Annotated in this window: 18 protein-coding genes; 9 read left to right on the top strand and 9 right to left on the bottom strand. The window is 39.0% G+C overall.

Features of this window, described 5'->3' with window-relative positions; translation table 11 throughout:
- Nucleotides 1–48 precede the first annotated feature (48 nt).
- Nucleotides 49–537: a hypothetical protein gene (locus tag FTU40_RS04750; RefSeq protein ID WP_180039996.1), complete on the top strand. Its 489-nt coding sequence runs from the start codon at nucleotides 49–51 to the stop codon at nucleotides 535–537.
- Nucleotides 538–649: 112 nt separating this feature from the next.
- Here the strand turns inward: FTU40_RS04750 and FTU40_RS04745 are convergent, their stop codons facing one another.
- From FTU40_RS04745 to tusD, 4 genes are read right to left on the bottom strand one after another with little or no spacing between them, the layout of a single operon-like run.
- The gene (locus FTU40_RS04745) at nucleotides 650–961 is read right to left on the bottom strand and encodes a TusE/DsrC/DsvC family sulfur relay protein (protein WP_005096835.1); all 312 of its coding nucleotides are present in this window, start codon (nucleotides 959–961) and stop codon (nucleotides 650–652) included.
- Between the two features lie 14 nt (nucleotides 962–975).
- Nucleotides 976–1,260, bottom strand: coding sequence for a DsrH/TusB family sulfur metabolism protein (locus FTU40_RS04740; RefSeq protein ID WP_180039994.1), 285 nt, complete (start codon nucleotides 1,258–1,260; stop codon nucleotides 976–978).
- A gap of 19 nt (nucleotides 1,261–1,279) precedes the next feature.
- On the bottom strand, nucleotides 1,280–1,630 hold the full coding sequence (locus FTU40_RS04735; RefSeq protein WP_005096837.1) for a hypothetical protein: 351 nt from the start codon (nucleotides 1,628–1,630) through the stop codon (nucleotides 1,280–1,282).
- A gap of 44 nt (nucleotides 1,631–1,674) precedes the next feature.
- Nucleotides 1,675–2,043: a sulfurtransferase complex subunit TusD gene (tusD, locus tag FTU40_RS04730; RefSeq protein WP_005096839.1), complete on the bottom strand. Its 369-nt coding sequence runs from the start codon at nucleotides 2,041–2,043 to the stop codon at nucleotides 1,675–1,677.
- Nucleotides 2,044–2,114: 71 nt separating this feature from the next.
- Here tusD and FTU40_RS04725 point away from each other — a divergent pair, with 71 nt between their 5' ends.
- The 7 genes from FTU40_RS04725 (at nucleotide 2,115) to FTU40_RS04695 (ending at nucleotide 8,825) form a co-directional block, all read left to right on the top strand.
- Entirely contained in the window at nucleotides 2,115–3,125 is a 1,011-nt protein-coding gene (locus tag FTU40_RS04725; protein ID WP_074382815.1) for an NAD-dependent epimerase/dehydratase family protein, read from the top strand.
- Nucleotides 3,126–3,260: 135 nt separating this feature from the next.
- A complete protein-coding gene (gene fumC, locus FTU40_RS04720; protein ID WP_100357163.1) occupies nucleotides 3,261–4,655 on the top strand; it encodes a class II fumarate hydratase in 1,395 nt (464 codons plus the stop codon).
- Between the two features lie 126 nt (nucleotides 4,656–4,781).
- Nucleotides 4,782–5,273: a hypothetical protein gene (locus FTU40_RS04715; protein ID WP_100355114.1), complete on the top strand. Its 492-nt coding sequence runs from the start codon at nucleotides 4,782–4,784 to the stop codon at nucleotides 5,271–5,273.
- Between the two features lie 462 nt (nucleotides 5,274–5,735).
- On the top strand, nucleotides 5,736–6,338 hold the full coding sequence (locus tag FTU40_RS04710; protein WP_180039992.1) for a nitroreductase family protein: 603 nt from the start codon (nucleotides 5,736–5,738) through the stop codon (nucleotides 6,336–6,338).
- A gap of 129 nt (nucleotides 6,339–6,467) precedes the next feature.
- Nucleotides 6,468–6,830 (top strand): hypothetical protein, encoded by a 363-nt coding sequence (locus tag FTU40_RS04705; RefSeq protein WP_005171032.1) that lies wholly within the window; start codon nucleotides 6,468–6,470, stop codon nucleotides 6,828–6,830.
- Entirely contained in the window at nucleotides 6,831–7,199 is a 369-nt protein-coding gene (locus FTU40_RS04700) for a hypothetical protein (protein WP_005171030.1), read from the top strand.
- A gap of 864 nt (nucleotides 7,200–8,063) precedes the next feature.
- Nucleotides 8,064–8,825: an alpha/beta fold hydrolase gene (locus tag FTU40_RS04695; protein ID WP_180039991.1), complete on the top strand. Its 762-nt coding sequence runs from the start codon at nucleotides 8,064–8,066 to the stop codon at nucleotides 8,823–8,825.
- Between the two features lie 7 nt (nucleotides 8,826–8,832).
- Here the strand turns inward: FTU40_RS04695 and FTU40_RS04690 are convergent, their stop codons facing one another.
- The 5 genes from FTU40_RS04690 to tssH all read right to left on the bottom strand — a co-directional run bounded on the left by FTU40_RS04690 (nucleotide 8,833) and on the right by tssH (nucleotide 15,977).
- On the bottom strand, nucleotides 8,833–9,789 hold the full coding sequence (locus FTU40_RS04690; protein ID WP_180039989.1) for a M15 family metallopeptidase: 957 nt from the start codon (nucleotides 9,787–9,789) through the stop codon (nucleotides 8,833–8,835).
- A 167-nt stretch (nucleotides 9,790–9,956) separates the two neighbouring features.
- Entirely contained in the window at nucleotides 9,957–10,769 is an 813-nt protein-coding gene (icmH, locus tag FTU40_RS04685) for a type IVB secretion system protein IcmH/DotU (RefSeq protein ID WP_074383165.1), read from the bottom strand.
- Nucleotides 10,770–10,777: 8 nt separating this feature from the next.
- Nucleotides 10,778–12,142, bottom strand: coding sequence for a type VI secretion system baseplate subunit TssK (gene tssK / locus FTU40_RS04680; protein WP_180039987.1), 1,365 nt, complete (start codon nucleotides 12,140–12,142; stop codon nucleotides 10,778–10,780).
- Nucleotides 12,143–12,150: 8 nt separating this feature from the next.
- Complete coding sequence (gene tssA, locus FTU40_RS04675) at nucleotides 12,151–13,260, bottom strand: type VI secretion system protein TssA (protein ID WP_180039985.1); 1,110 nt, start codon at nucleotides 13,258–13,260, stop codon at nucleotides 12,151–12,153.
- A 50-nt stretch (nucleotides 13,261–13,310) separates the two neighbouring features.
- Nucleotides 13,311–15,977 carry a type VI secretion system ATPase TssH gene (gene tssH / locus FTU40_RS04670; RefSeq protein WP_180039983.1) on the bottom strand — a complete coding sequence of 889 codons (2,667 nt, stop codon included), beginning with the start codon at nucleotides 15,975–15,977 and terminating at the stop codon, nucleotides 13,311–13,313.
- A 346-nt stretch (nucleotides 15,978–16,323) separates the two neighbouring features.
- Here tssH and FTU40_RS04665 point away from each other — a divergent pair, with 346 nt between their 5' ends.
- Nucleotides 16,324–17,007, top strand: a complete 684-nt coding sequence (locus tag FTU40_RS04665; RefSeq protein ID WP_180039981.1) for a hypothetical protein — start codon at nucleotides 16,324–16,326, stop codon at nucleotides 17,005–17,007.
- The last annotated feature ends 10 nt before the right edge of the window (nucleotides 17,008–17,017 follow it).

Raw genomic sequence — 17,017 nt, 5'->3', positions numbered from 1 at the left:
AGGCGGCGTTTTGATAAGAGCTGTCTTTATTGGGTTGAGGAGATCAAGATGAAAGATAAGACCGTTCTTTTATATCTCATCATCGGATTACTCTTGTTCGGCATTTTGGTGGCTATTGCTTACCAGATACGACAAGACATCTATCGGACTGATTTTGCCAATCAAGTCCAAGCCCATCGTGATCAGGTTGCCCGACTTGAAAAATCATCCAGCTATATGTCTCTGAGTTTTAAGAGCAATAGCCAAAATACACAGGCTGAACCAAATAATGTAGCTACAAAGCAAAGCCTATTGTTAAAGCAACAACAACAGTTATATCTAGACTTTGCTCAAATCATCAGTGCTTTAGGTCAGGGGCAACAACCAGATCCTAGACAGGTCAGTTTGCTGGTTAGTCTACAGCAGACGCTGGTAGAAGCTAAACTGGTGACTCGAGACGAGGCGAAAGCACAAATAGAGTTTCTGCTGAAAGTTCTGCCAGAAATGGATCATGAATTGCATCGGGCTTTGCGAACCTTAGAACAAACCCGAAGTTGACGAATTCAAGCCACGAATATCTTTTATTATTTTAGATGTGAAAATTGCTTTCATAAAAAAGCCCAAATGAGAATTCAGGCATTTAGATATAAGTATTGAAGACAGCGTACTTTTATAAACAATTTGCAGGCTTGGGTACGCCGGCCAAACGGCTTAAATGCCGCGCGACCAGACCCGTATTAAACTTTTCCTGAAGCATGGCATTGTTGATGTCAGCACTAACCGTTTTCATTAGGAATTTAATTAAGGGACGTGTGGCCGGTGAATGGCCAAACTGCTGATAGAACTGACGCACTGCTTGCAGAATTTCAAAATGCCACGGGGTTAAGTTCAGTTCCAGGTTATTGGCCAGGACTTGCGCGACTTCTTCATTCCAAATGGTGTAATCGATCAGATGACCATCTTGATCCAGTTCTAAATTCATATTTAACTCATTGATTATTTCATTGAAATACAGCGATTAAACCCGAGGCAAAGATCTGCAAAATCGGCAAAATCGAGAAGCTTGACCTGATCCGACAAAGGCTGTGTCAAAAGCTCTGCATCATTTTCCAGCATGTAAATTTGCGGCAAATTTTGTAGAAATGAATGCTCCAGCTGTAATACGGCTTCACCCATCAGTACGACTTGATCACCGAGGGTATAAATTTGAGCGAGTTGTTCCAGAGTCTGCGCCGTTGCCGCATAGTTCGATTGGATCAGATAAAGTGTGTGATTTGACATTTTATATATCCTTTATTCCTTACCAATACAGCACATGATCAAAGCCTTGAATAAACGCTGGGCTTAGCTCAATAAATTCAATCTCTTGTTCGCTCTGAGCCACAAAGGGCGAGTTCTGGTTTTTCTGTTCAATCAGAATTGGAGTCAGGTCATAAAACTCAAAACTGTCGACCATATTCGATGCCAGTTTAAAGGCATGTTGTAACTGATCAAATTGCAGTTCTGAGCGTAGAAGACTAAGGCCTGCACCTTGTAGCAGAACTTTCACTTCCGCACCAAATGTCGCCAAAACCATGGTCGCAGACAGGCTTTCATGCACTTGCAGGCTGGTCAGATTGGCTTGGGTTAATATAACAAGTACAGATTTCACACAAGATTCCTTGGAAAAGCAACACATTCTAAAAAATGGAACATCTAGAATTGAATCAGACGTTGTGAGGATTGAACAGCATCGGCAAGTTCACCTAAACCGACCAATTCAAAGGCATCCGCCAGATTATGCTGCTGAATATTGTGACGTTGAGCATTGTCCTGATCTGTAATCCCTCGCGCCAGTGCTGCACTTACACAGACCGGTAGGCGAATATTGAGTGCTTGCCAGGCATGTGTAAGATGACGTTGATCGTCGGGCACCCATTGCAGTGCATTTGCGACCGACACGCCGTCCTGATAAAAGAATACGCGGAATTCTTGGTTTTTGTTGTGTAATGCCTGCGCCAAACCAAGGGCATGCCAGGCATAAATAGAAGTTGGTGCGGAGGTAACAAGAATTAAGGTGCTCATCGAAATTCACTACAGGCTTGATCAATAGCAACAGCTTGATCTGGGCTTCATCAGAAAGTAGGTAGTATACAATGATTTTAGTGACGGGTGGATTAGGCTTTTTAGGCTCACATATTGCTTTAAGTCTGTTAGCACAAGGATTAGAGGTCATTGTGGTCGATAATTTGGCCAATGCCAACTTGCAGACGCTTGAGCGACTTGAATATATTTCCGGGATGTATGTGCCTTTTATCAAAATTGATATTCGCAATACGCCTGCATTAAACAAAGTATTTGAACAGCATTCGATTCAGGCTGTAGTACATGCTGCCAGTTTTAAGTCGCTAGAAGAATCAGTATTAAAACCCCTTGAATATTATAATGATAATGTCAGCTGTATTATGAGCTTAATGCGCGCCATGCAACGTACCGGCGTACGGCATCTGGTGCATTTATCCAGTCTGGCAGTCTATGGACAATCCGGTACGGATCTCAATGAAGATCTACCTTTTAACTATACTTATCCCAATCCCTATATTAAATCGCAACAGATGGTTGAGGAAATTATTCGGGATACTGTCAAAACAGATAACGAGTGGCGCATTGCTATCTTAAGACTATCTAATATTAGCGGCGCCTTCGAGCATGGTGTCCTAGGCGAGGCGGTGCCACCTTTACCGAAAAATATTGTGCCTTTGGCAATGCAGGTCGCTGCGCAGCAGCGCGAATATCTGGAATTACGCCGTCAGGCTTATACTGCGGATGGAACAGTAGAGCGGAGTTTTCTGCATGTGGCAGACAGTTGTGATGCGGTGATTAAATCCTTGCAGTGGCTATGGCAACAACAGGAATTAAAATGTGAAGCCTTCAATATTGCTGGAACGCTCATTTCGATACAGGATTTGTTGGATCAACTGGCAGAAGTGACCCAATCTGCAATTAGAACAGTCGATGCCTTGCCTTATCCTCATGCAGAGCTTGACCAGCTAGGCGCGAATATTGAAAAGGCACAGCAGATTTTGCATTGGCAACCGCAACGTTCACTGAAAAAGATGCTTGAGGATGAATGGCTATTTTATCAAAATATACTGAGAGGACAGTAAATGAGATAAGTAAAAAATATTTGATAATAATTATCATTTACATATTTAATATAATCGATTACTTTTAATCAATCTAGCAAAGTATCGTGATAGATGCTTTTAAAATCAGCGATATGTAAAAAATTGAGGTTGAACATGCAAACACGTATTGAACATGACACCATGGGCGAAGTGGCTGTACCGAGTGAGGCTTTATGGGGCGCTCAGACCCAGCGTAGCTTGCAAAACTTCAAGATCGGCAATGAACGCTTGCCACGGGCAATGATTGGTGCAATGGGACTGGTAAAAAAAGCTGCAGCCTTGACCAATGCTAAACTGGATCAGATTCCTCAAGAGCTGTCGGGCTATATTGTGGATGCAGCAGATGAGGTGATTAGCGGGCAGTGGGATAGCCAGTTTCCACTGGTGGTCTGGCAAACCGGTTCAGGCACGCAAAGTAATATGAACTGTAATGAGGTGATAGCCAATATTGCCAATCAAAAATTGGGCAATCATTTAGGTGCGCAAAAACCGGTTCATCCAAATGATCATGTCAACCGTGCCCAATCGACCAATGACTCTTTCCCGACTGCGATTCATGTCGCAGCGAGTTTGCAGATTAATCAACTTCTTATTCCAGCGCTTACCCGTCTACGTGATACCTTGCATGCAAAATCTTTAGCCTTTGCCGATATTGTCAAAATTGGCCGGACGCATTTACAGGATGCGACACCTTTAACCCTAGGTCAGGAATTTAGTGGTTATGTATCCCAACTTGATCATGGCTTGATTCGCTTACAGCAAGCTTTACTGGGTTTGTATGAATTGCCATTGGGCGGGACGGCTGTTGGTACAGGTCTAAATGCCCATCCTGATTATGCAGTTCAGGCCGCAGAAACACTGGAGAAGCTGACAGGTCTACCATTTGTCACTGCTCCGAATAAATTTGAAGCTTTGGCCGGCCGTGATGCTGCGGTATTTGCTTCAGGCGCATTAAAAACCCTTGCAGTCAGCCTAAATAAAATTGCCAACGATATTCGTTGGTTAGCCAGTGGGCCTCGTTGTGGATTTGGTGAACTGCGTATTCCTGAAAATGAGCCAGGTTCAAGCATTATGCCGGGTAAGGTCAATCCGACGCAAAGTGAAGCCATGACCATGGTGGTGGCGCAAGTGCTTGGAAATGACACCACGATTAATGTGGCAGGTGCATCGGGTAACTTTGAGCTGAATGTGTTTATGCCTGTGATTGCCTATAACTTACTGCAATCCATCCAGCTCTTGGGTGATGCCTGTAATAGTTTCAATGATCACTGCGCCGTAGGTATTGAGCCGAACCGTGACAAGATTGATCATTTCTTGCATGACTCATTAATGCTGGTCACTGCATTAAACCCGGTGATTGGTTACGAGAATGCAGCCAAGGTTGCCAAAACTGCCTATAAAGAAGCTAAAACCTTAAAGCAGGTGGCTGTTGAACTTGGTTTAGTCACAGCTGAACAGTTTGATGAGGTGGTGCGTCCTGAACAGATGGTCTCACCGAATACAAAATAAAGCGTTTAAGGCTTTTATTTTCAATCTTTCAGCCTGTTTTATCATGGAATCGTCAGCAGTGGTTTTTATCTCAGGCAGAGTTGCGTACAATAGAACTCGATGAGATTAACCACTGATGATTGTTTTATGCTTGATATTTATTTAACAGATGTTCAAAGAAAGGTGCAATTCAAGGATTATCCAGGTGAGCATCCTGTTAAATTTATTCTGAATTTTAAAAAGATTTTTCCAAGTGTCATGGAACTTCTTTTGCCGGTGCTTCCAGATGATGAAAATCTGGAAGAAATGTCTTGGGAGTCGACCAGCGGTGACTTTGAGACTTTCCAAATGTTGTTAACCGGTTGGGGCATTATTGAACTGCGTTTAAAGGCGATTAGCCAGTTTAAAGATAAAGCATTTGCGGATCGTTTGGTTAAACAAGCCCAGCAAAAGCGTAAGGACTATCAAAAGCAGCAGTCAAAACTAAGTACAGTTGAACTGGACTATCTGTTTATGCACGAAATGCATGCACTGATCGATGCAGAACTGGTTGAACTAGGTGAGAAATTCTATTTACCGACACTACGTGAGCTGTGGAAAAGTAAAGTATCAGCTCAAGTTTTGAATGCAAAATTTTAATTTAAGTTTATAGTTTTCATTGCTAAAAATTAGTCCTCCATTCTTGGGGGATTAATTTTATCTGTAGCCTAAGCTTTCCTTCATGATCGGAGATGCTTGGAAATAGCCTAAGCTATATTATTAGATTCTCTTTAACAGGGATCTTCAAAAAATAAACCTTATAAAAATAATGATTCCTAGAATTTCGCCCGAGAATAGAGCAAGATAGCCCACTATTTATCCTAAAGTATTTTCATTGGGCAGTAATTTTAACCTTTGTTTAAAAAATAGGTGAAAAGAATCAGTTTTAGCTAAAAAATATATAAAAATATCAAGCAAATAGCCTAGTAATTCTGTCTATTATTTTTTAAGGTATATAAGCTTTATTTTTAGATAAGCTAAAAGTTTAATTGATTAGCTATGCTTCACAAAAATAACTAAAGGTTCCAATTTTCCCGAAGATATATCCCAGGATTTTTAAAAATGTCGAATCAGTTTTTAGATTTAATTACTAAACGCCGTACTATTTATGCCATTGGCAAGAATATTGAACAATCTCCTGAACGTTTAACTGATTTAATTCAAACTGCAATTAAACAAAGTCCATCTGCTTTTAATTCTCAGTCTTCACGCGCCGTCATTTTATTCAACACAGAACATGAAAAGTTTTGGGGCATCGTTGCAGATAAATTAAAAAGTTATGCAAAAGATGAAGCAAGTGCAGCAAAAACCACTGCTAAAATGGCCAGCTTTGCTGCTGGTGTAGGTACGGTATTATTCTTTGAAGATCAAACAGTGGTACAAGCGTTGCAGGAGCAATTCCCGTCTTATGCGGATAACTTCCCTGTCTGGGCAGAGCATTCTACTGCGATTGCGCAATTTGCCACATGGACAGCATTACATACTGAAGGCCTAGGTGCATCTTTACAGCATTATAATCCGATCGTAGATGAGCAGGTGCATGCTGAGTGGAACATTCCAGCCAACTGGAAGCTTCGCGCACAGCTGGTCTTTGGTTCAATCGAAGGCGAAACACATGCCAAAGATTATCTTGCGGACGAAGAGCGTTTTAAAATTTTCAAATAAGCCTGAAATTCATATCTGCGCTTAAACAATTTTAAGCGCAGATATTTTAACATCTCGACGAAATCCTCATCAGCATTGCTAAAATTCAGTTAAAATAGCGTGCTAATGCAAATAAATGAGTAATATCGAATGTCGAAAAACACGCAAAATCTATCACCTTTACAAGAACTGATCGCAGAGCAAAAGTTACTTTGTGAAGAAGTAGGCTCAGCTTATGTTGAAGTCACGGGTGATGATGTTGTTGCTGTGGCCGTACATACCTTAAAGCAGGATCCGATAGTTGGTATTCGTAAAAAGCCTGAGACAGCGGAAAATATCAGCTGGTATATTTATGGCGGAGAACCTTCAAGTGAAGATGCTTTTGAAACGATGACCGTACGTGAATTACAGGACATCGCACCAGAAGTATTACCATATCTTGCTCTGGAAACAGGTTTTCGTTTCATGATTGATGCCGATGATTATGAAGATGTCTGGAAAGAAGAAATCTAAATGCTAAAAAAATCATCTTTCATTTGTGCAGGATTGTTATTCTTACTGAATAGCATGGTCTTTGCAGAACCACTTTCACAAAGTGCGTATGACCAGTTTATTTTAGAACAGACTAAAATCGTCAATGAAACCAAGCACATTTTAGATGAAGATGATCCAAAGGCCGATGCCAAAACCCAACGTCAGGCTTTCTGTAATCGACTGAAAGCCTATCAGGACATTCAAAAAGTTTCTGAAGAAAATAACAGTCTGGATATGGCGCCCATGATGGCTATGGTCGCCAAAAGTTTTCTTGATCGACAGGATCAGAGCCTGAGTAAATCAGGAATGACCACCACCGTATTCTGTAAAAATAGGGATGTTGAATAGGGCGAGTGGTACTTCTTCTAAGCACAGCTTTTCATCACGCATTAATGAAAATAAAGAGAATATTATTATTTTAATCTTGGCTGGATTTTGACCAAAAATATCATCTTAAATAAGATGCATCTATCTGTAGGGTTTTTTGTAAAGTTAAACTAAAGCATAGACATGATTGTTACTCATTATCCTGGGGATATATCTGGGAAATAAGAAAATTGATAACTATAATTTAATAATTAAACTTTAATATTTTTCTAAGCCTTGTCGAGAGATCTTTTAATACTGCATGCTTGATCTAGTCACACATAAGCATTATAGAAATGACTTCATAACGAATAGCATGAATTTTGTCCTCCTATATAAATGAATGGTATTCCAAGCAGGGTAGTGAAGTTATATCTTATATTTATGCTACAAAACTAATCCTGTTGTATTTATAAAATAGCCTAAGTATTTTATATATTTTAACGGTAAATATCCCTGTTAATTTATTACATACTCTAAAACGAAAAAAGGAGTGTATTTACAAATTTCTGTTCTGCAAAAGTAGTGTGATGGGGATCTATTTGTTCTAGTATCATTATCATTCTGAAATTAAAAATAAAATATGGGTGCGATTTCTCTTAATCCCAAGGCTATTTTAAAAATGTATTAGATCGTCTTTTATATTGATGGGGCATTTTTCTTTAATTCAAATTAATAATTAAGCTTTGAACACTTTTAATCTGATGATGAATTTAGCCTAAGAAAAATTGATCAACCTACTACAAATAGCCTAAGCAAATTTTTATTTTAAAAATTTGGCAATTGATTAATTTTCAATATCAACCCACTATTAACATTTAAATCAAGAAATCACGGAATTCTCAAATGATCCTTAACTATCAATTACACCATCATGAAACTTCAACAGTATCTCCAATGATCTTTATTCATGGTTTATTTGGTAGTTTGAGTAATTTAGGAGTATTGGCTCGACATTTTTCTGAACAGAGAACCGTGATCCAAATTGATGTGCGTAATCATGGTCTTTCTGGTCATAGCTCTGATATTAACTATCAGCTCATGGCAGAAGACGTGTTGGAAACTTTATCCAGTTTAAATGTTCATAAGTTTGTCGTTGTTGGACATTCCATGGGTGGGAAAATTGCTATGAAACTGGCAGATTTAGCTCGTGAACAGACTGAAAAACTCATCGTGCTTGATATTACACCGATCCAATATCATGAAAATCATCATGCTGAAATTTTTCAAGCCTTATTTGCAGTACAGCAAGCAAATGTTGCATCACGACTGGAAGCAGCAAAAATTATGCATAAATATATTCATGAAGAAATGGTGATTCAATTTTTATTAAAATCCTTTAATAAAGGGCAGTGGCTGTTTAATGTTCAGTCTTTGTTTGATCATTATCCAGATATTATGGCTTGGGAAAAGGTCGAAAAAATTAATCGGCCAGCCTTATTTCTGCGTGGTGGTGATTCTTTTTATATCTCAAAACCAGAACATTTTGCAGCAATTAATGAACAGTTTTCTCAGGCAAAAATTGAAGTTATTGAAAATACCGGTCATTGGCTACATGGTGAAAAACCAGATGAAGTCATTAAATACATGCAAGCCTTTCTTAATTAAGTAATATTTAAGGCTGTAATGTATGTACCTGTAATTGACCTTCATGGATCAGTTGATGTGCCATCTCAGCAGTTTTCTTTAAACCGGGCATACGATATTCAGTATGTCCGAAATCTTTAATGGATTTCCAGCGGCCGCCCCAGGTCAAACCTACCGATTCAGCGACCTGACCATATAACTCATAACCGCGCATGGCCCAGGGATCACGTTCTGTAATGACTACTTTGCCATGCCGTTTAAAGGCAATATCTGCAGCCAATCCAAATTGATGATAACTCTGAAAGCCTTTGGCCTTGGTAATATTACTATCGGTTGCCAACAAATTTTGCCGTTCCGGACTCCGATAACCTTCAAGTAAAACCAGCTCATAATCATGCTGTTCTTTCATGATTTTAAATACCATCAGTAAACGTTGTTTAAATCGTGGATTCATCTTATGCCATTTACGGTCTGCTGTACTGATATCTGAATGCGTATGCATTGCTGGTCTATAAATATCTTTAAGATTTGAATTAAAGCTTTGTGCTGAAATAGCCGGATGATCTGGAAAATGCTCTTGTTGAAGGGCTTCTATAATGAGGTGGTCAGCAACTTCAGGCGGAGCCGTCAACATTTGCCCATCCAAAAGAGCATAAATTTGTGGATCAACTTTCCTTAAATATTCAGATTCAAATTTTCTGGCAGTTAAGGGCTGGGTAAAAGCGAGTAGCAAAATACTGCCAAATAATATTAATCCGGTAATCAAAATCCACCACTGCTGCACATACCAATGAGAATGCAGATGTTCAGGCGAGGCCGCCCGATAAAATTTACGTGAAAAATGTATTGCTTGAGTCAATTGCTGTTTGCTTTGCGGAATAAATCTGAGAAAAACACCCTGTATCCTTCGTCTAAATTCATAGGACAGCAGGGCGAACATTACCAAGCTCATTAGGGTGAAGCTACTCAATATGATAAAAATCATAAGTGAAATACTTGATCTAGTTCAGATTCCAACCCAGTCTTTTCTTAAGCGATATAAATTGTACAACGGCGCAATTCTTTGCAAAGATTGCATTCAATTTTTCTGAAGTAAATACTTTTAAGTTTTTATTTTTATGAGCTTTCATGGTATTGATCTGAAAAATTTAATTAGGGTAAATGAATCGTAATATAAGCTTGCTCAGCAGGAGCGCTAATCAGATTCTGATATTGAGTAAAAATAGTTATTTGTTCTGTCGATAAAACATATTTAAAAGCGACAAAGCTGAATACTGCAAATAAAAACAGGAAAATTAGAATCCAGAAAAATGGTAATTCTCGATGAATTATATGTCTGATTTGATCGGGAAGCGCGGAAAAAGGAGAAAAGGTCGTTTTCTTGACTTTGAGATAATCAATCTGATCTCCGACTCGAGCCACCAAACTATTCAAATGTTCAATCGATTCAATCCGGTATTTTCCCTGAAAGCCTAATAATAGACAGTAATGATAAACCTCTAATACTGCCAGTCGATCCTTGTCTTTATGACGGATGTTTTCCAGATATTCAAAGAACTGATAGCCAGCCAGTTGTGAACCAAACAGACTTAATTGCAACGGGCTCAACATCCAGGAATTCTGCAAATCAAAAAAGCGCTCATCCTGTTGTGTGACAATCGTTTCGTCCAGTAAAGCACAATAGGCATATTTGGCATCTTGAATATCTTCAGCTAAAAATTGTACCTTACGTGCCTGGCTTTCAAATCGGCTGAGCATCTGCAAAACTTTCTCACGGAATAATTCTATATCAGCAGGTATGTATTTATTTTTTATAAGAAAAATGATATAAAAACCATCATGCAGTAAATCTAGCAAACTTGCCCCGTATGAGATATTGGTTTCGATAGATTGTCTTGCTATATCGCCGATTCCGTTCTGATCCTCTTCAAACAGTGAAGAAGGATTATTTGTGATTGTATTCATTTGAATATTCATCCATTCATAACCGCAATGAGTTCAATCGCAATATCCTGAAACCCATTCGGGATATAAACACAAATTGCTTCTGAATCCAGCATACGCTGATACAGTTCATTATTTGGTTCGATCTCAAAATAATGAACACCGGATCGCACCGGAATTGCCGTAGGAACCTGCATAAGATGCTGCAATGGCACAGCAGGCAAAGCTGCAATTACGCGTTGTTCAACATCGATGGTACTGCCGACCTTAAAACGGACCGGAACATGCGCAATCAGATTATGCGCTGGCATTACGCTACTCGATACAGCCAGATATAACCTGGTATTTCGGCTGATTTTGTCTGTTTCTAGACTCCCAATCCAATAGGATGGACGTGTTTCTTTTAAACTGATACTGATATAGCGATTCGAGATAATCGTATCGAGTAAATCTCTGAGAATAATATCCAGCTGATTAAAGCTGTCGTAAAGTTGATGGTGTTGATACTGTGGCAGTTGATCAATCTCATAAGCAGTCGAGAAGGTGAGTAAAGATCCAGTAAGTCGTAGCAGTTCCGCATATAGTCGCTCCGGATGAATTTGCGGATACTGCAAAATATGGTTCAAGCTTGCATGGGCTGTATTTAAGGCATTTACCAGCCAGAAAGAGACAATATCTCCCGAGCGAAATTCAATCAATTTCTGTTCATTTTCACGGTTATTGGATTGAATCGTCTTAATTTTGGCTCGAATGATATTTAAGCTTCGCTTTAAATTGTCTAGCAGATACTCACATGCCTGGATATGTAGAATGGGAGGAATAAACTTATGATTGAGAATAAAATTTCCTGAACTTTGTCTCTTGATTTGAGCAACCGGGATATATAAATAGCCATCCAGATGCTGTTGAGGTATTTGTCCGAGTTCAAATAGCTTAAATTCAGCACGACGGCGTAACAGGGTGATTTCTGCAGTCGTTGCATCGGTAAATAAGTCGTGGGTTGAAATTAACTGCGAGTGATAGCGGCCAGCCTGAGTACTTTCGGCATGACTTACATTTTGTTTATTCGGTTGTAGCATCGGTAAAGCCAAATAAACCTGCATCTCTCCATGCAGGTTTAAAGCATCCAGTTGCACGGGTTCCGGTAATAAATCCTGTGCTGGTGCCTGATAAATTTCACCATCCTGCCAAATCATTTCAATTTTACTTAATGCCAGTATGTGCATATTGAACTGTGCTTCATCAAATTGGATGGACTGAATTCCATGAGCAAAAGGAAATGTCGCACGAATCATATGACTCAAACGTTGCTCATGATAAGCATCTTGTAATTGAAAATGTTGCGGTCTTAAAAATAGACCTTCGCCCCAAAGTACTTTTTCTGCTCTGAACATTTTAATATTTACCATTCATTCTTTGATTCATTATTGGTATGTACACCCAGTAATTCATGGACATGCTCTACAGGATTCTCATTTTTAATGACTTGAGCCAGCCATTCATGTAAGGGCAGCTGACTCCATTTAATTGTTTTTTGTAGCATATAGCTCACTGGGCTATGTGGTTCATTGATCTGAAAATACTGAGCAATCTCTTGTAATAACTGCATTGCCTGTTGACGATTGGCCAAATGGTTTTGGGCGTGGGGCTGAAATTTTTGCAGATTTGAATTTACATGTGAGATATTCATCACAACTGCTTCCGAAGTATGAGGTTGTGGTGAGTTCACCTGATCTAATATTATTTTGGAAGGTTGCGCAAATGTTTCGATTTTATAGATTCGCTTGATACTGGTGAATATTGCTTCGAGCTGAGAGTCTGTGGCTGCAAAACTTGGTGCATCCAGACCCAACAGTTGATCCAAAGTGGTTTTAAGTTTCTGCCACTCTGTCTGAATCTCCAAAAGATATTGATTATTTCGGCTCAGTATAGATTTGTCAGTATTTAGCAATAGTTGCTCAAAATATTCCAAGTCCTGAACAGGATCATTTTCAGAAGAATAATCCTGTTGTTTTAGTTGCATATTGCGCTGATGTAAAAGTGCTTCATATGTACTTAAACTATAAAAAGGTGCGGAGCTGACCAAAGGAATCTGTTTCATTAGTATGGGGAATTGTGCAATCAAACCTTGCAACAAACCCAAACGCTGATCAAGATTATCCTCTTCAATAACAGGATGTATCTCTAACCAGTAGCGCCCCAGACTTTTTTGGCTTAGTTCTAGTCCTCGAGCAATACCTTCAAAACCATATAGATGACTCCATGCCTGAATGAGCCAAGTATATAAACGAATATCCTTGGTTTTTTCGCACAATAATTCAATTATTTTGTCATTCACAAATTGCCAATCTGCTTGTTTGGGTTCAGCGATCCAGTCACCTTGATCCAATAGGGGATCATCCCAAGTTTTGGCTTTTTTAATCGCATGAAAATCATTTGAAAATGAACAATCCACGCCACAGGACTGTTCAATAGAAATTTCTTGCAATAAATATTCAAATTTCAGTGTCATTTCTATACCCATTCTTATATTTATTTGTTTTTATTATTTATTTAATCCGATTATGCAACATCAGCTTTATTGCTTTTAGAACGAGATTTTTTAACTGTTTTAATTTTTGGATCTACACTGTAAAGGATTTCATCTTGCTGGACATCAATATGAATTAATTTAGGCAGCTTTTCTTCACTCATGGCCATGAGTATTTCTGTAGCCAAAGCAGGCAATATGGAAGCATTTAAAATATGATCAATATTACGTGCACCGCTATCAACTTCAGTACAGCGGCTGAGTAGTAGTTCAAGCACGTCTTCATTATAAGTAACTTGCATGGCATATTGCTGCTGGATGCGTTGGATAATCTTTGCCAGTTTATGCTGAATAATCTGGATTAACAGTTCATCGTGCAAAGGATAATAAGGCACGATCTGCATACGTCCTAGAAAGGCCGGTTTAAATTGCTGATATAAGCTTGGTTTTAATTGATCTATCAAAGTATTGGCATCCGGCCAGTTTTCCCTAGGTTGATTTAAACAAGCCTGCATCATGGCACTGGAACCCACATTCGACGTCAGCAGAATCGTAGTGTTTTTAAAATCGATTAGTCGGCCTTCGCCATCTTCCAGCATTCCTTTGTCAAAGACCTGATAAAATAACTCCTGCACATCAGTATGCGCTTTTTCGATTTCATCCAGTAAAACTACGCTATATGGATTACGGCGCACAGCTTCCGTCAATACGCCTCCTTGACCGTAGCCGACATAACCTGGAGGCGCACCCTTTAAGGAAGATACAGTATGAGCTTCCTGATATTCCGACATATTCACCGTAATCAGATGTGACTCACCACCATATAATTCCTGCGCCAAGGCGAGGGCAGTTTCAGTTTTCCCTACACCACTTGGGCCAACTAACAAAAACACAGCTTGCGGTTTGTTCGGATCATCCAGTTGAGCTTTAGACGTTTTAATGCCTTGTACCAGCTGTTGTAATGCATCATCCTGGCCCATGACACGTTGTGATAATTTATCTTGGAGCGTTAATACTTGCTGGATCTCATTATTCATCATTTTTCCTACCGGAATTCCAGTCCAGTCTGAAATGATTTGGTTAATGATAAGCGTGTTCACACCTTCAAAGACCAATGGATCTTGATCCTGAATCTGGGCTAAATGCCGGCGTAATGTTTTTATTTGATTCTGCTTCTCACTCTGTTCAGATTGAGCCTGTAAGGATTTGATTTGCTGAATTAGCTCCAGTTCTTGCTGCCATTGGCATCTCAGCTGTGAAATTTCCTGTTCTAAGTTGGAAATTTTTTCTGATAATTTAATTAAACGCTCTTGATGCATCAGGGAGTCTTGATGCTCTTTGTGTAAAAGGCCATATTCCAGTTGAGAATTATGTAATTGTGCCTGTAACTGGTCTAACTTGACCGGTTGCGAATTTTGGCTCAAAGCCACCCGTGCTGCTGCCGTATCCAAAACACTAATGGCTTTATCTGGTAATTGCCGTCCACTGATATAACGATGCGAATTACGTACCGCAGCAATAATGGCTTCATCATCAATGTGCAGCTGAAAATGCTGAGTCATGACCGGAATCATGGCCCGTAACATGTCGATAGCCACTTCTTCAGTCGGTTCTTCTACTTTCACGACCTGGAAACGCCGACTAAGCGCAGCATCTTTTTCAAAATATTGTTTGTACTCAGCCCAAGTCGTCGCTGCAATGGTGCGTAGTTCACCACGTGCCAAAGCCGGCTTTAACAGATTGGCTGCATCATTCTGACCCGCTTGACCTCCAGCACCAATCAGGGTATGGGCTTCATCAATAAATAAGATAATAGGATAACGACAAGACTGAACTTCCTGAATGATTTGTTTGAGTCGATTTTCAAATTCACCTTTGACACTGGCACCCGCTTGTAATAATCCAAGATCCAACATATGCAGCTCTACATTTTTAAGTGGATCAGGCACTTGATGGGTGGTAATTTTAAGTGCCAGTCCTTCTACAACGGCAGTCTTTCCTACTCCTGGCTCGCCAGTAAGAATAGGATTGTTTTGGCGACGGCGCATCAGGATATCTAGCATCAAGCGGATTTCGAATTCACGACCAATCACTGGATCAATCTGGCCTAGGCGCGCTTTTTCAGTTAAATTTATTGTGTATTGATCGAGTGCTGGAGTTTTATTAAATTCTGGCTGTTGAACGGGTGAATTTTCTTGTATGTTGCTGCAATGAATATGATCTGGGCTTTCAATACTTTGCTTACAGTGCTCTAAAAATTGGTGCTTCATGCTATCAATTGGAAATAGCTCAAATAATGCAGAGGCACGAATCGCAACTTGATATAGATCCGGTGCAGTAAGCAAAGCAACCAGTAAATGTCCACTCCGGATCATCGGATTTTTTTCTGCTGAAGCCAAAAGCCAGGCTTGTTCTAATACACGAATAATTGATTTAGCAAAGATAGGAGTGCGAGAATTCCCTTTATTCAGTTGTTGAATACTCAGACGAAGCTCATTAATCAGATTATCTTCATCAATTTTATATTTTTTCAGCAAGAACTTTATATCATTTAATTCATGTTGTTGTAGCAATTCTAAGAAAAAATGCTCAATTTCGATTTCATAATTTTGATTTTTAATGCAGGAGTTCGCCGATTTTTCAAGGTAGAGGCGCGCATGTTCGGATAATTTTGTAATCAAAATTTTTAAATTACTCATATTTTTCTCTTTTCAATATATAGCCTGATATTTTGGAATTTATAGCTATATGATTCTTATTATTAAGTTTAATTTTTATTTGTTTAAGTTTATCTATAGGCTGTCAAAATATTTTGATGCACTATTTTTGGCATATTCTACTCAAATCCAATAAAAAGTCTGCATTCATTGATCGGAATTTAGCAATTTTAGCAAATTACATAAAATTTTTAACTAAAACTCATTTTCGTATTGACTTTTTGTGATCATTTTTTGTTAAATCCACATCACGATTTTAAAATTATAAGAATAGAAAAATCATTTTTTAATATTCAAAAATAAAAAACAACAAAAAATGAGGCTCACTTTGAAAAACAATTTAAGTTTTATCGTATTGCTCATCTCAGGAATGGCACAGCTATGTTTTGCTCAAACCCACGCTGCAGAATTAAATCGATCATGTATCAAGGCCTATCCACAGGCAAAGGATGCTACTGATTTAGCACTGATCGGTTTATATCAGCAGCTGTGCGACAAATCGGCGAAGAAAAATATTCCGCTACAGCATCAACTCAATACCCAAATCGCCAAGCGCTATGTCGAACTAGGATATAACCTCAAAGCATTGAATTTAATCGAGAAATTACATCAGCAGAATTACCATCATCAGGATTTGACTGATCTTGGTTTTTTGGCCGGTATTGGAATCTCTGCCGGAAGTTTAGAGCAGATGCGTAGTACAGAAGTTCGTGCTTTAAACGAATTTACCTATCCGCAAGCCAAATCACTGACTGAACATATTTATCTGGCACAACCCGCACCGAAATTTTCTGAATCTTCATCCCATACAGCGTTGAATTCGAAATCAAAACAGATAAAAACCAAGGCAAATACTACGCTAAAACAAAATGTTAATCTAAAGAAAAATAAAACATCGAGTAATAATACGAAAGTGAATACAGCAGCCATGAACAATAAGAAACCAGAAAATATAAGCACTCAAACCCATGGCCTCATTACCAATCCATTTGGATCATTAAAAAATAATTAACAAGGAAAAT

The sequence above is a fragment of the Acinetobacter sp. YH12100 genome (assembly GCF_013419135.1).
Lineage (GTDB): Bacteria > Pseudomonadota > Gammaproteobacteria > Pseudomonadales > Moraxellaceae > Acinetobacter > Acinetobacter pseudolwoffii.
This window is presented reverse-complemented; position numbering and strand designations above follow the sequence as displayed.

Coding starts and splice junctions, on each gene's coding strand:
- FTU40_RS04750 (WP_180039996.1), top strand. CDS start 49: ATGAAAGATAAGACCGTTCTTTTATATCTCATCATCGGATTACTCTTG.
- FTU40_RS04745 (WP_005096835.1), bottom strand. CDS start 961: ATGAATTTAGAACTGGATCAAGATGGTCATCTGATCGATTACACCATT.
- FTU40_RS04740 (WP_180039994.1), bottom strand. CDS start 1,260: ATGTCAAATCACACACTTTATCTGATCCAATCGAACTATGCGGCAACG.
- tusD (WP_005096839.1), bottom strand. CDS start 2,043: ATGAGCACCTTAATTCTTGTTACCTCCGCACCAACTTCTATTTATGCC.
- FTU40_RS04725 (WP_074382815.1), top strand. CDS start 2,115: ATGATTTTAGTGACGGGTGGATTAGGCTTTTTAGGCTCACATATTGCT.
- fumC (WP_100357163.1), top strand. CDS start 3,261: ATGCAAACACGTATTGAACATGACACCATGGGCGAAGTGGCTGTACCG.
- FTU40_RS04715 (WP_100355114.1), top strand. CDS start 4,782: ATGCTTGATATTTATTTAACAGATGTTCAAAGAAAGGTGCAATTCAAG.
- FTU40_RS04710 (WP_180039992.1), top strand. CDS start 5,736: ATGTCGAATCAGTTTTTAGATTTAATTACTAAACGCCGTACTATTTAT.
- FTU40_RS04705 (WP_005171032.1), top strand. CDS start 6,468: ATGTCGAAAAACACGCAAAATCTATCACCTTTACAAGAACTGATCGCA.
- FTU40_RS04700 (WP_005171030.1), top strand. CDS start 6,831: ATGCTAAAAAAATCATCTTTCATTTGTGCAGGATTGTTATTCTTACTG.
- FTU40_RS04695 (WP_180039991.1), top strand. CDS start 8,064: ATGATCCTTAACTATCAATTACACCATCATGAAACTTCAACAGTATCT.
- FTU40_RS04690 (WP_180039989.1), bottom strand. CDS start 9,789: ATGATTTTTATCATATTGAGTAGCTTCACCCTAATGAGCTTGGTAATG.
- icmH (WP_074383165.1), bottom strand. CDS start 10,769: ATGAATACAATCACAAATAATCCTTCTTCACTGTTTGAAGAGGATCAG.
- tssK (WP_180039987.1), bottom strand. CDS start 12,142: ATGTTCAGAGCAGAAAAAGTACTTTGGGGCGAAGGTCTATTTTTAAGA.
- tssA (WP_180039985.1), bottom strand. CDS start 13,260: ATGACACTGAAATTTGAATATTTATTGCAAGAAATTTCTATTGAACAG.
- tssH (WP_180039983.1), bottom strand. CDS start 15,977: ATGAGTAATTTAAAAATTTTGATTACAAAATTATCCGAACATGCGCGC.